Raw genomic sequence first — 13,364 nt, 5'->3', positions numbered from 1 at the left:
CGGCGCCCGGGAAACCGCGCGCCGCATGAACTTTATGGGTCGCCGTGCCCCTACTGGGAAACGTCCTGGCCGAAATAGGTGTCGGCGATCTTCTTGTAGGTGCCGTCGGCCTTGATGTCGGCCAGCGCCTTGTTGATGGCGGCGACCAGTTCGGCGTCGCCCTTGCGCACGATGATGCCGGAATAGTCGGCGTTCTTTTCCTGCGCGGCGATCTTCACGGCGGCGTCGGGCTTGTGCTTCTTGAAATCGTAGAAGGACAGGCTGTCGTTGATGGTGGCGTCGGCGCGGCCGGTGAGCACGAGCTGGATCGACTGGTCGAAGCCGTCGGTGCCGACCAGTTCGGCGCCGTTCTTCTCGGCCAGCTTGCCGAAGTTGGAGGTCAGCGACTGCGCCGACTTCTTGCCCTTCAGGTCGGCGAAGCCCTTGATGTCGGCATTGTCGGCCTTGACGATCAGCACCGCCTTGGAGGCGATGTAGGGATCGGAGAAGTCGTACTTCTTCTTGCGTTCCTTGGTGATGCCGACCTGGTTGATGACGGCGTCGTAGCGGTCGGCGTCGAGGCCGGCGATCAGGCCATCCCACTTGCCCTCCTGGAACTTCGCCTCGACGCCAAGGCGCTTGGCGACCTCGCGGCCGATCTCGACGTCGAAGCCGACCAGCTTGTTGTCGGCGTCGTGATAGGTGAAGGGGGCGTAGGTGCCTTCGGTGCCGATGCGGAATTCGCCGGACTTCTTGATCTTGTCGAAGTCGGCGCCGGCCTGGGCGGCGGCAACCGCGGCCAGCGACAGCGCGCCGGCGGCAAGCAGGGTGATGAGCCTTTTCATGGTCTTGAAGTCCCGTTTTTCGACCGACGTTTGCCGGTGCTGGTGAGGTGCTGCAATCTCGCAGAAGCGTGGTGCAGGCTTAAGGAATCAATTTTCAATTCAACGCGCTTTCTGAAATCTGATACCATTGATTTGCCTGTTTGTGGACTATTTGCGCGCGCCCATCCCCGCCGCCACGGCAACACAAGACACGGCGCGGGCGGAACAAATACCGGGTCTTCCGCGTTGTGACGCGTTCTAGGGCGCTGTGGCTTGTCTTCAAGGCCGGCGCGACGGGTTTTGCGGGAGCGCGGATGATGATGCAGGACCGTGCCGGACGCACGTTCATTCGTGCGGCGATGCAGGCACCCTATCTCGGCCGGGCCGAGGAGCACGAACTGGCGCTGCGCTGGAAGGAGAAGGCCGACCGCCAGGCGATGCATCGCATTGCGTTGGCGCACATGCGCCTCGTCGTCGCCATGGCGGCGAAGTTCCGCCATTTCGGCCTGCCCATCGGCGACCTCGTGCAGGAGGGCCATGTCGGCCTGCTGGAGGCCGCCGCCCGCTTCGAACCGGAGCGCGAGGTGCGCTTTTCCACCTATGCGACGTGGTGGATCCGCGCCGCCATGCAGGACTATATCCTGCGCAACTGGTCGATCGTGCGCGGCGGCACGTCGTCGGCGCAAAAGGCGCTTTTCTTCAATCTGCGCAGGCTGAGGGCGCGGCTCGCCAGCGGGGCCGGGCCGCTGACCAGCGAGGCGCTCTACCGGCATGTGTCGATCAAGCTCGGCGTGCCGGAAGCCGACGTGGCGCGGATGGATTCCAGGCTGTCGGCCCCCGATTCTTCGCTCAACGTGCCGCTGGCGGAGGAGGGCAGCGAGGAGAGGCAGGATTTCCTCGTCGACGAAGAGCCCTTGCCCGACGAGATCGCCGGCGAGGCGATCGATGTCGAGCGGCGTTCGATCTGGCTGCATGCCGCCCTTTCCTCGCTCAACGAACGCGAACTCCACATCATCGAGCGCCGCCGGCTCACCGACGAGGGCGCGACGCTGGAGGAATTGGGCACGGCGCTCGGCATCTCCAAGGAGCGCGTGCGCCAGATCGAGGCGCGCGCCATGGAAAAGCTCAAGGCGGCGCTGGTCGAGCAGAATCCGGAGTTCCTGAAGGCGGCGTGAGTGCGTCCTTCGAGGCTCGCCTTTTTGGCTTCGCGTACAATCTTCATCGTCGGCGAGGGCTCGCACCTCAGGATGACTGCCGGTGCCCGCTTCCTTCGTTGGCCCTGCAACCGGCTTGCCTCATCCTGAGGTGCGAGCCGCACGACCTGCGAATGCCGGGAAAATCGGAATGGGGCGAGCCTCGAAGGACGCACCCTACCTGTCGGTGACGATCTTTACCTTGTCGCCGGCCGAGACGTTGCCGGCGGGGCCGATGGCGTTCAGCACCTTGAACAGGTCTAGCTTGCGGTCGACGCCGGTCATCTGCGCGGCCAGCGTGCCCATCGTCTGGCCGGCCCGGACGGCGACGACGCGGACGCGCAGCGGCTTCAGCGCCGCCTTCTCCTGTGCGCTGAGGAGGCGGAAGGTGCCGCTGACGGAGCGCGCCACCGGATCGAGCGTGGTGCTGGCGGCGGGCGCGGCGGTGAGCAGCCGGTAGACCTGGCCGCCGGCGCGGATGACGGCGATGTCGAAGCGCCAGCCGTCGGCGCTGGCCTTGGCCACCACCGCCTCGTTGCCATTGATGGTCTCGGGATGCACGCTGGCGTCGTCCAGGCCCGCCACCCAGCCGCTGCGGACATAATCGGTCAGCGCGCGATTCTGGTCGAGCGAAACGCCGTCGAAACGGATCGCCATGTTGCCGGGACCGGTGGCGGTCACGGCGCTCGCCGAATTGTCGATGATGAAGCCGTCCGGCACCGAGAAGGCGACCCCTAGCTTCGGATGCAGGAAGGTGTTGCCGCGCACATAGCCTTCCTCGGGCGTGTCGCCGTAGAGGATGCCGTCGATGCCGGCGAGATAGGAATCGCGGTCGCGGGTGCCGACGCCCGGCGGGCCGAAAGCGCGGGCGTGGCGCTGCGCCAGCTCGATGCGCTGCGGCGTGTTCGGATGCGTGGCGAGGAAATCCAGGCTGGGGTCGGTGGCGCCGCTGACCGAGCGGAAATCGGTGTAGGCCGACATCGATTGCAGGAAGCGGCTCGCCGCATAGGGATCGTAGCCGGCCTCGCCGACCGACTTGATGCCGATGGCGTCCGCCTCCAGTTCCTGGTTGCGCGAGAACTGCGCCAGCTTGAGCTTGTTGCGGATCAGGGCGGCGCGCGCCGTCGGGCTGTCGCCCAGCACGTCGGAGACGACCTTGGTGGCGAGGCCTTCCTCGGCTTCCAGCTTCTGCCGCGCCAGCCCGTGGTTGGCGGTGACGTGGCCCATCTCGTGGGCGATGACGGCGGCGAGCTCGGCCGAATCGTTGGCCAGCGCCAAGAGGCCGCGGGTGATGTAGAGATAGCCGCCCGGCAGCGCGAAGGCGTTGACGTTGGGCGAATTCAGGATGGTGATGCGATAGGTCTGCGTCGGGTTGGCCGACACCGTGGTCAGGCTGCCGACCACCTTGGCCACCATGCGTTCCAGCTTGGGGTCGGAATATTCGCCGCCATAGGTGGCGAGGATGCGCGGATGCTGCGCCCTGGCGAGTTCCGCCAGCTTGCTGTTGGCGGTGACGTTGTCGACCGTGACCGGCCTGTCGGACGGCTGGAAGCCGGATTCCTCCACTCGGTCCGGCATGATCGACTGGCAGGCGGCCAGCACGGCCGCCAGCGAGGCGAGCGCGATCGCACGCGCCAGCCGCTTCAGGCGGCCCGCGGTCTGGGTCGGGAGCGTATCGAGGCCGGTCGGCAGGTCGGCTTCCTTTCCGGTTCGTTTCGGCAAATCAGGCAGCCGGGCCCGTCTTGCGTATCGCAGTTCGGAGGCGGGCTCCAGCCCGTTCCGTAGCCGGACCGGCGCTTCGCCGCCGCTTCGCCGTCCTTGGCCCTCAATTATGTCGGCTTGCGGGCAACATCGCGTGATCGGCCGTCTTGCGTGCCGATATAGCGCTGGAACGCCTCGGGTCCAGTGCCGGCGAAGAAATCGCGCGCCGGCCCCGTTGCGGCGATCGCGCCGTCCTCGAGGAAGACGACGTGATCGGCAATGCGTTCGGCATCCTGCGGCTGGTGGGTGACGAACAGCACCGTCATGCCCTTTTCGCCGTGCAGGTCGGCGACGAGGTCGAGCATGTCGGCGCGCAGCGCCGGGCCGAGCGACGCGAAAGGCTCGTCGAGCAGCAGCACCGGGCGGTCGCGCACCAGGACGCGCGCCAGCGCGACGCGCTGGCGTTCGCCGCCGGAAAGTTCGCGCGGCAGGCGCTTCTGTTTGCCGGCAAGCCCGGTGCGCTCGAGCGCGGCCGAGATCGCCGCGCGGTCCTCCGCCGTCAGTTTCAGCGAAGGCGAGCGGCCGAGCCCGACATTGCGCTCGACGCTGAGATGGGAAAACAGGTTATTTTCCTGGAAGACCATGGAGACCGGCCGGGCGGCCGGCGATGCGTCCGAGACATCGACGCCGTCGATCAGCACGCGGCCCGATTGCGGCACCTCGAAGCCGGCGACGAGGTTGAGCAAGGTGGACTTTCCCGAGCCGCTCGGCCCCATCACGGCGGTGATCGCGCCGGCGGGAAAGGCGGCATCGAAGCGGAAGGTCGCCTCGCCGTAGCTGAAGGCGACATCGTCCAGCTGCACGGCAGCGCCCCTGTGCTCGTTCGCACTCATGCGGTCCGCTCCTTTCCGAGCCGGTCGGCGGCAAACACCAGAAGCAGGCATACCAGCCCGAGGATGAGCGCCAGGCCGGCGGCATCCGCCGTGCGATAGCTGCCCATGCGGGCAAGCAGAAGATAGGGCAGGGTCTGCATGGAATCCGAACCGAACAGGGCGATGACGCCGAGGTCGCCGAGCGACAGCGCCATGGCGAAGGCGAAGGCGGTGGCGAGCGGGCGCCGCAGGACCGGCCAGTCGATGAGGCGGAAGCGGTTCCAGCCGGCAATGCCGAGCTGGGCGGCGAGCCGCTCGTGCCGTTCGCTGGCGGCGTCGTAGGCTGGCCGCACGGCGCGGATGGCGAAGGGCATGGCCATCACCGCGTTCACCGCCGCGACCATGACGGGCGCCGCGCCGAAGACGGTGCCGAGATGGCGCAGCGCCAGGAACCAGCCGGCGCCGATGACGATGGGCGGCACCACCAGAACGAAACCGGCGCCGGTGTCGGTGAAGAATTCCAGCATCGAACGGGGGCCGTTGCGGCGGGCAAGCGCCAGCGCGCGGCGTGCCATGGCAAGCGCCAGCGACAGCACCGCCGCGAGCACGGCGGAGACGAAGGCGAGCAGGATGCTGGTCAGCGCCGCCTTCTGCACCGAGGCTTCGCCGACCAGTCGCGCGAGATCGGCCTGCAGGCCGGCGGCGACCGTCGCCAGCATCGGCCCGGCGACGAAGGCGAGTGCTGCGACGATCAGCGCGGCGTCGAAAGCGGTCCCCGCCACGGACGGCGTCGTATAGCGGCGCGGCGCGACGCTGAGGCTCGATTCGCCGGTCATGTCGGCACCGAGCCGGGCAAGCAGGGTCACGACCACCGCCGTCAGCGCGATCTGGAGAGCCGTCAGCGCCACCGCCCGCGCCGGATCGAAATCGAAGCGCAGCGCCTGGTAGATGGCGACCTCCAGCGTCGAGGCGGCGGGGCCACCGCCCAGCGTCAAAACGATGGTGAAGGAGGTGATGCACAGCATGAACACCAGCCCGGCGATGCCGGGCAGGGCCTGCCGCAGCGCCGGTCCTTCGATCAGCCGGAAGGTGGCGGCCGGTCCCATGCCGAGCTGGCTGGCCAGCCGCCACTGGTCGGTGGGGACGGCCTGCAGGGCTTCGAGGAACAGTCGCGTGGCCAGCGGCAGGTTGAAGAAGACATGGGCGACGAGGATGCCGGACAGGCCGTAGATGCCCGGCCAGTCGCTGCCGGTGGCCGACGACAGGATGCCGGCGAAATAGCCGGCGCGGCCGTAGAGCGCCAGCACGCCGAGGGCTGCCACCAGCGCGGGCAGGGCCAGCGGCACGGCGAAAAGCTGGAGGATGAGCGTGCGGCCGAAAAAGCGCGGATGGCGGGACAGCGCGCGCGCCACGAACAGTGCCGGCAGCACCGACAGAAGCGTGGAGAGCGCTGCCTGCCAAAGGGTGAAGCGGGCGACGCGCAGGAGATAGGGATCGAAGGCCGAGACGGCGCCAGAGAGGTCACCGGCGCCTGCGGCGAGCAGGCCGACAAGCGCGCCACCGATGAGGGTGGCGACGAAGGCGAGGGCGAGGACGCCGAGGGTGACGCGGGAGTCGTTTCGGCGAAAACTGTGCATCGTTGCGCTGCCCCTCACCCTTACCCTCTCCCCGTAAACGGGGAGAGGGGGACGCCGACGCTGCAACTGCGCGCCTCTCCCCGTTTACGGGGAGAGGATGCCGGCAGGCAGGTGAGGGGCGGCACTTTCATTCCGCTGCTCGCTTCACTTGCTCATCACGGAAAGCCATTCGTCCACCCAGGCCTTGCGGTTCTTTGCCACTTCCTCGGGGGTGAACATCAATGTCTTTGCCGGCTTGACCAGCCGGTCGAAGGCTGGATCGAGCGGCTTGTCGGTCTTGCCTGCGGGATACATCCAGTTGGTCTCCGGAACAGCGTCCTGGAAGCCGGGGCCGGTCATGAAGGTCAGGAATTTCTGCGACAGCGGGTTCTTGACGCCGTTGGCGGTGATGCCGGCGACCTCGATCTGGAGATAGTGGCCTTCCGAGAAGCTTGCCGCCTGATAGCGTTCGGTCTTCTCGGCAATCATATGGTAGGCCGGCGAAGTGGTGTAGGACAGCACCATCGGCGCCTCGCCCTTGGTGAACAGGCCGTAGGACTCGCTCCAGCCGGGCGTCACGGTAAGCACGCGGCCCTTCAGCTTCGCCCAGGCGCTTGCTGCCTCGTCGCCAGAGACCGATTTCACCCACAGAAGCAGGCCGAGGCCGGGCGTGGAGGTGCGCGGATCCTGGATGACGATCTTTTGCCCCGCATCGCCTTCCACCAGGTCTTTCAGGCTGGCTGGCGGGGTCTTCAGCTTTTCTGTGTCGTAGACGACGGCGAAATAGCCGTAGTCGTAGGGGACGAAGGTGTCGTCGCTCCAGCCGCCCGGAACGGTGACGCCGGAGACTTCGCCGTGCGGCGAAAACAGGCCGGTCGCCTTGGCCTCGGCGGTCAGGTTGGTGTCGAGGCCGAGCACGATGTCGGCCTTGGTGGAGGTGCCTTCCAGCTTGAGCCGGTTGAGCAGTGCGACGCCGTCCGCCACCGAGACGAAATCGACCTCGCAGGCGCATTCGGCCTCGAAGTTCTTCTTCACCACGGGGCCGGGACCCCATTCGGAAGTGAAGCTTTCATAGGTGTAGACGGTCAGTTTTTCCGCGGCCGCCACGGGGGCAGCAAAAGCGGCAACAGCTGCCACGGACAACAGGAGAGAAAACAGCCTGCGCATTGGCGCCTCCTTCATGGTTTCAGGGGAATGGCGCCTGGCTAGAGCGTCTAATCCCTCCGCCGGTACAAACCGGATCAGGTTCAGCGGGTTGGCGAGAAGCCTCTCAGCCGGATCGCAAGGACCGGCACCCCGTTAGAGCGGGATGAGACATAGGGCGGACGCACGGCGGAGGCAAGCGAAAGGTTTTGCGGAGGCACAACCGTCGAGGCGTGGATTCCCGACCCTCGCCGCTCCCTTCGGTCACTCACGAGGTCGGGAATGACGACTGTGTTTGGTGCTGCGGCTAATCTCCTACGTTGGCGATTACCGGAAGCAGTCAAAGAAGCCCGTCATTCCCGGCTTCGTGAGGGAGCGGAGCGACCGGAGAGTGTCGGGAATCCATGCCTCGACCGCAGCGCCGGTCAAGCCACGGCAAGACCAAAGCGAGGAACAGAAGATTGCCGTCACCGCGCTTCCGTTTCGGCGAACGCCCTGCTATGGCGCTGGCCCGATGAGCACTTTCACCATCCTTCTCGGCGGCGAGTTGAAGCGCACGTCACGGCTTGCCCGGCAGATCGCCGATAGCCGGATCATTGCCGCCGACGCGGGCATTGGCCATGCGACGGCGCTCGGCGTCGTGCCGGAACTGTGGGTCGGCGATTTCGATTCCGTGCCGGTCGACCTGCCGGACGCCTTGGAGGCGGTTCCGCGCATGACCTTTCCGGCCGAGAAGGACAAGACTGACGGAGAACTGGCGGTGGAGGCGGCGTTCGCGCGCGGCGCCACTGCGCTGGTTCTGGCCGGCGCCTTCGGCGGGCCACGTGCCGATCATGCCTTCCTGCACATGGTGCTGGCGATGCGGCTGGCCGAGGCCGGCATCGACGTGACGCTGACCAGCGGTACCCAGGAAGGCGTGCCGCTGCGCAGCGGACGCGCCCGTTTCGACTACGAAGACGGCACGCTGTTCTCCGTCCTCGGCTTTTCCGATCTCACGGGCCTCAGCCTCGCCGGCGCGAAATGGCCGCTCGACAATGTTGAGGTGCCGTTCGGTTCCTCGCTCACCATCTCCAACGAAGTGCGCGGCGGACTGGAAGTCGCGCTCGGCGGCGGGCGGGCGATGCTCCTGGCGCATCCTTATCCGGAAGGCTGACATGGCTCCACCGCTCCTCAACCTTGCCGGGATAAAACTCACCTTCGGCGGCACGCCGCTGCTCGACGGCGCCGACCTCGCCGCCTCCGCCGGCGACAAGATCGCGCTGGTCGGCCGCAACGGTTCGGGCAAGTCGACGCTGCTGAAGATCGCCGCCGGACTGGTCGAGCCGCAGGACGGCGAGGTGTTCCGCCAGCCGACCGCCACCGTGCGCTACCTGCCGCAGATGCCGGACATGGACGGGTTCGCCAGCGTGCGCGCCTATGTCGAGGCTGGCCTGGGTCCGGCCGACGATCCGCACCGCGCCACCTACCTGATGGAGCATCTGGGACTGACCGGCGAGGAAAATCCCGCCAGCCTTTCGGGCGGCGAGGCGCGGCGGGCAGCGCTTGCCCGCGTCATGGCGCCGGAGCCGGACATCCTTCTCCTCGACGAGCCGACCAACCATCTCGACCTGTCGGTTATCGAATGGCTGGAGGAGGAGCTTGCCCGCACCTCGTCGGCGCTGATCCTGATCTCGCACGACCGCCGTTTCCTCGAACGCGTGTCGCGCGCCACCGTCTGGCTCGACCGCGGGCAGACGCGCCGACTCGACCGGGGCTTTGCGCATTTCGAGGAATGGCGCGACCAGATCCTTGAGGAAGAGGAACGCGAGCAGCACAAGCTCGGCCGCCAGATCGTGCGCGAGGAGCACTGGCTGCGTTACGGCGTGACCGCACGGCGCAAGCGCAACATGCGAAGGCTCGGCGAATTGCAGCAGATGCGCCAGCGCTTCCGCACGCATCGCGGCGCCGAAGGCACGGCCACGCTGACCGCCAGCGATGCGGCCGAATCCGGGAAGCTGGTGATCGAGGCGAAAAACATCGCCAAGAGTTTCGGCGATCTCGCCGTGGTGAAGGACTTCTCCACCCGCATCCAGCGCGGCGATCGCGTCGGTTTGGTCGGCCCGAACGGCGCCGGCAAGACGACGCTCCTCAAGATGCTGACCGGCGAACTCAAGCCCGATGCAGGCACGGTGCGGCTCGGCGTCAATCTGGAGATCGCCACGCTCGACCAGAAGCGCGACGCCGCCGACCCGGATGAGACGCTGGCGCACTACCTCACCGACGGGCGCGGTGAGAACCTCGTCGTCAACGGCGAACAGCGCCACGTCGTCTCCTACATGAAGGACTTTTTGTTCAAGCCGGAGCAGGCGCGCACGCCGGTGCGCGAGCTTTCCGGCGGCGAGCGGGCGCGGCTGCTTCTGGCGCGGGTGCTGGCGCGCCCGGCCAACCTTCTGGTGCTGGACGAGCCGACCAACGACCTCGACATGGAGACGCTGGAATTGTTGCAGGAGCTGGTGGCTGGCTTCGCCGGCACGGTGCTGCTGGTCAGCCACGACCGTGATTTCCTCGACCGCACCGTCACCAGCGTCATCGCGCCGGAGGGCGATGGGCGCTGGGTGGACTATGCCGGCGGCTATTCCGATATGCTGGCGCAGCGCGGCGGCAAGCGGCTGGACGACCGCAAGACGGCCAAAAAGGCGGATGCCGCGCCGGCGGCGACAAGGGCTGAGCCGGCGGCGCCGAAGGCACCGACGAAAAAGCTGTCCTACAAGCAGCAGTTCGCGTTGGAGAACCTGCCGAAGAAAATCGAGGCCGTGGGCGCCGCCATCTCGCGGCTGGAGGACGCCATCGCCGATCCGGCCTATTACGAGCGCGATCCGACGGGCTTTCAGAAGACCATCGCCGCGCTCGACAAGGAGCGCACGACGCTGGCGGCGCTCGAGGAAGAGTGGCTGGAGTTGGAGATGCTCAGGGAAGAGCTGGAGGGCTGAACGCCCCCAATCCCTGCTGTTCTACTTGCGGTGGTTGCCGGCGAATGCCGCAGTGACGCCGAGGCCGATGAACACGACACCGCTGACATACCGCTCGAAGCGCAGATAGGCGCGGCTGTGGCGCAGCCGGTCGCCCAACGTGCCGGCGGCGAAGGCATAGCAGCCGTCGCTGACCAGGCCGAGCAGCGTGAAGACGATGCCGAGGACGGCGATCTGCATGGCGACGTGGCCGCGCCCGACCTCGACGAACTGCGGCAGGAAGGCGAGGAAGAACAGCGCCGTCTTGGGATTGAGCAGGTTGACGACGAAGCCTTCGCGGAACAGCCGTGCGTGGCTGCGCGGCTTGAGGGCGACGTCGACGTCCGGATTGTCCTCGCGGCTGAAGATTTTGCGCAGGCCGATCCAGATCAGATAGGCCGCACCGGCATATTTGACGATCGAGAAGGCGATGGCCGACGAGGCCAGCAGCGCCGACAGGCCGAGCGAGGCGGCGGCGACATGCACCAGCGTCGCCGAATGGATGCCGAGGTCCGAAACGAAGCCCGCCCTGCGCCCCTGCGCCACCGAACGGGCGACGATATAGAGCACCGCCGGGCCGGGAACGACCAGCAGAGCCAAGGCGGCGACGACGAACAGGCCGAGACTGCCGGCGCTCGGGATGACGATGTCCATGGGAGGGGCTCCTCTTCGACCGGTATATCTAAGGCCATGGCCCGGTCGAAGGGAAGTGGCTTGCGCGCGGTATAACCCTGCGTCGTTGTCTTCATGGAGAGATGCGCATAGACTATGCGCAGATTTGGAGGCGGCCATGCCAAGAGCGTCCACCAATGCGGCCCGTCAGGCGGCGAACCTGTCCATCGATGCCAACCTCATGAAGGAAGCCAAGGGGCTGGACGTCAACATGTCGCGCGCGGCGGAAGCTGGCATTGCCGAGGCTGTCGCCGCCGAAAAGGCGCGGTTGTGGAAGATCGAGAACCGGGCGGCGATCGAATCCTGGAACGCGTATGTCGAGGAGCATGGACTTCCGTTGGCGGAATTCCGTCAGTTCTGATGGCGCGCTACGAGGTTTTTTCCGGTCCGATCGAAGGCAGTTATCTGCTCGATGTACAAACCGACCTGATCAACCGCATGACGACGCGAATAGTTGTACCGCTGCTGCCCGTCGAAGCGACGCCGCCGCCGGTGAAAAAATTGCATCCGGTCTTCGAGATCGGCGGGCACAGGCTGGTCATGGCCACTCATCTCATGGCCGCGGTGCCGACGGCGGAATTGAAGGAAAGCCGCTTCAGCCTGTCAAAGCATCACGACGAGATCGTCGCGGCGCTGGACATGCTGTTCCACGGGTTCTAAACGGCACTCACCCCGACGACTTCGCCTGCCAGGCCTTGAGCGCTTCGTCGAACACCTTCTCGCCGGGGATGCCCTTTTCCATCGTCAGCAAAGCGCGGCGGCCGGATTTGTAGACGACGGGAATGTCGATCCAGTCCTGGTTGCGCAGCAGCGTCAGGTTGGCGTTCTCGTCGGCCTTGGTGTCGTTGAGCGCGACGAGGAAGAAGCCGTCGGCGATCTTGGCCGGGATGCCGATCAGCGGGCTGCCGGCTTCCTGTTCCGTGCCCTTCATGGCGATGCGCAGCACGTTGTCGATGCCGCCGCCCTCGAAACCGTCGGGGGTGAGGAAGATCATCTCGACGATGTGGCTGGCCGGCAGCGTCTGGTCGGCGTTGCGGCGGATGGTCATGCGAAGCTGCACGTTCTTTCCGGGGATGGTCGCCTCGGCGCGGATGGCCGGCTCGGGCGGGGCGTCGCCGCCGGGCGATTCCTGAACCAGCGACCAGACGATGTTGCCGGGTTCGGCCGAACCTTCGGCGGAAGCGGTGCGCTCCTCGTAGAAGATCGCCTTCTGGCCGACCGGCAGGGCGGTTTCGGATGAAGCGGTGGCCGGCGGCGGTGTCGTCTCGGCGGCCGGCGGGTTGGCCGCAGCCGTCGGCGGGGCGTCCGGCGCCGGCTCACCGGCCGCCGGCGTGGCCGGGGTCGCGGCGGAAGGCGCGGTGACGGGCGGCGTGGTCAGCGCGACCACCGACGTGCCTTCGCCGATGCTGCTGGCGCCGCCGGCCGGACCGGGATCGGTCTCCTTGCCTTCGGGCGTCAGGCGCTGGGTGAATTTCTGCGGTTCGCTTGTTTCGCCGCCGTTCGCCGGCGGCGTCTCGGCGGGCTTGGCGGCCGCTGTCTCCGCCGGCTTGGCCGGCGGCGTCTCGGCCGGCTTGTCGCTCGCCGCGACCTCGGTCTTGCCGAGGCCGAGCATGTCCTTGAAGGCATCCTTGTTCAGCCAGACGCCATAGCCGCCGCCAGCGATCAGTAGGAGCGCCACGACGGCGGCGATCAGTCCTCCATAGCCGCGCCGGCGCTCGCCGTCGTCGCCGGCCAGCATGTCGGCGGTCGTATCGGCGACGGCGGGAAAGGTTTCATCGGCCCTGTCCGCGGACGGGTCGTCGAACGGAGGAAGAGGGTCGACCGCGGACGGCTTGTGGGCAGCAGAGCCGGTCCCGCCGTTGGGCGTGGTCTGGGCCTGCTTGGCCACCGAGACCTCGGTGGCGGCGGATTTGCGCCAATCCGCCTCGGTCGGCGTCGTCTTCGGCCGCGCTGTCTCGGAAGCAGGTTGCGGCGGCTGCCAGGCCGGCTCGGTGCGGGCGGTGGCCGGTGCCGTCGTCGGCTGCGGCCTGACATGGTTGGGCTGGTTCTTGTTGCGGTCGATGGAGGAGAAGATGTTCTCCAGTTCCGCCAGCGGGTCGCTGGCCGGCGGAGCGGGCTTGGCGTAGCCGCTCTCGACGGTCGCTATGGCGTCCTCCAGCGTCCGCTTCTGGCGTTCAGCCACCGCGGCCGGCGGCGGCGGGTTGATGGCGGCCAGCTTGGCGGCGATGGTGGAACGGGCCTTGTCGTAGACCTTGGCGCGCACCTCTGGCGTCGTCTCGCCGAGCCCGTCGAGCGTCTTCCTCAGAACCGCAACGAAATCTGCCATGCTTCAAACGAACCTGTCTTGCTCCGGGCCGAATCCCCGCAAATCAGCCGC

At 67.1% G+C, this 13,364-nt stretch carries 12 protein-coding genes and 1 riboswitch; of the genes, 5 read left to right on the top strand and 7 right to left on the bottom strand.

The genetic code is table 11. The features are described 5' to 3' along the window. Positions 1-50: 50 nt before the first annotated feature. Positions 51-824, bottom strand: a complete 774-nt coding sequence (locus tag FGU64_RS12205; RefSeq protein WP_139953505.1) for an amino acid ABC transporter substrate-binding protein — start codon at positions 822-824, stop codon at positions 51-53. 296 nt (positions 825-1,120) lie between these two features. Here FGU64_RS12205 and FGU64_RS12200 point away from each other — a divergent pair, with 296 nt between their 5' ends. Then, complete coding sequence (locus FGU64_RS12200; RefSeq protein WP_136360214.1) at positions 1,121-1,978, top strand: RNA polymerase factor sigma-32; 858 nt, start codon at positions 1,121-1,123, stop codon at positions 1,976-1,978. A gap of 195 nt (positions 1,979-2,173) precedes the next feature. Here FGU64_RS12200 and FGU64_RS12195 read toward each other — a convergent pair whose 3' ends face one another. The 4 genes from FGU64_RS12195 to thiB form a co-directional block, all read right to left on the bottom strand. Continuing rightward, complete coding sequence (locus FGU64_RS12195) at positions 2,174-3,643, bottom strand: M48 family metalloprotease (protein WP_180375714.1); 1,470 nt, start codon at positions 3,641-3,643, stop codon at positions 2,174-2,176. Positions 3,644-3,825: 182 nt separating this feature from the next. Then, positions 3,826-4,590 (bottom strand): thiamine ABC transporter ATP-binding protein, encoded by a 765-nt coding sequence (thiQ, locus tag FGU64_RS12190; protein WP_139953503.1) that lies wholly within the window; start codon positions 4,588-4,590, stop codon positions 3,826-3,828. Next, positions 4,587-6,206 (bottom strand): thiamine/thiamine pyrophosphate ABC transporter permease, encoded by a 1,620-nt coding sequence (gene thiP, locus FGU64_RS12185; RefSeq protein WP_139953502.1) that lies wholly within the window; start codon positions 6,204-6,206, stop codon positions 4,587-4,589. The genes thiQ and thiP overlap by 4 nt, the downstream gene beginning before the upstream one ends. A 144-nt stretch (positions 6,207-6,350) precedes the next feature. Beyond that, positions 6,351-7,352 (bottom strand): thiamine ABC transporter substrate binding subunit, encoded by a 1,002-nt coding sequence (gene thiB / locus FGU64_RS12180; protein WP_139953501.1) that lies wholly within the window; start codon positions 7,350-7,352, stop codon positions 6,351-6,353. 34 nt (positions 7,353-7,386) lie between these two features. After that, a riboswitch (TPP riboswitch) is annotated at positions 7,387-7,494 on the bottom strand. Between the two features lie 348 nt (positions 7,495-7,842). Between thiB and FGU64_RS12175 the strand changes: the two genes are divergently transcribed. Both FGU64_RS12175 and FGU64_RS12170 read left to right on the top strand, forming a co-directional pair. After that, positions 7,843-8,481, top strand: coding sequence for a thiamine diphosphokinase (locus FGU64_RS12175; RefSeq protein ID WP_139953500.1), 639 nt, complete (start codon positions 7,843-7,845; stop codon positions 8,479-8,481). A gap of 1 nt (position 8,482) precedes the next feature. Next, on the top strand, positions 8,483-10,297 hold the full coding sequence (locus FGU64_RS12170; RefSeq protein WP_139953499.1) for an ABC-F family ATP-binding cassette domain-containing protein: 1,815 nt from the start codon (positions 8,483-8,485) through the stop codon (positions 10,295-10,297). Positions 10,298-10,318: 21 nt separating this feature from the next. Here the strand turns inward: FGU64_RS12170 and FGU64_RS12165 are convergent, their stop codons facing one another. Next, positions 10,319-10,969 carry a LysE family translocator gene (locus FGU64_RS12165; RefSeq protein ID WP_139953498.1) on the bottom strand — a complete coding sequence of 217 codons (651 nt, stop codon included), beginning with the start codon at positions 10,967-10,969 and terminating at the stop codon, positions 10,319-10,321. 136 nt (positions 10,970-11,105) lie between these two features. Here FGU64_RS12165 and FGU64_RS12160 point away from each other — a divergent pair, with 136 nt between their 5' ends. Continuing rightward, the gene (locus FGU64_RS12160) at positions 11,106-11,348 is read left to right on the top strand and encodes a type II toxin-antitoxin system CcdA family antitoxin (RefSeq protein ID WP_139953497.1); all 243 of its coding nucleotides are present in this window, start codon (positions 11,106-11,108) and stop codon (positions 11,346-11,348) included. After that, complete coding sequence (locus FGU64_RS12155; RefSeq protein WP_139953496.1) at positions 11,348-11,647, top strand: CcdB family protein; 300 nt, start codon at positions 11,348-11,350, stop codon at positions 11,645-11,647. The genes FGU64_RS12160 and FGU64_RS12155 overlap by 1 nt, the downstream gene beginning before the upstream one ends. 7 nt (positions 11,648-11,654) lie before the next feature. Here the strand turns inward: FGU64_RS12155 and FGU64_RS12150 are convergent, their stop codons facing one another. Beyond that, the gene (locus tag FGU64_RS12150) at positions 11,655-13,313 is read right to left on the bottom strand and encodes a hypothetical protein (protein ID WP_139953495.1); all 1,659 of its coding nucleotides are present in this window, start codon (positions 13,311-13,313) and stop codon (positions 11,655-11,657) included. Positions 13,314-13,364 lie beyond the last annotated feature (51 nt).

Source organism: Mesorhizobium sp. 8, assembly GCF_006351905.1.
GTDB classification, from domain to species: Bacteria; Pseudomonadota; Alphaproteobacteria; order Rhizobiales; family Rhizobiaceae; genus Mesorhizobium; species Mesorhizobium composti.
Note: the sequence above shows the minus strand (reverse complement) of the source record. Positions and strands in the feature narration are given on the sequence as shown.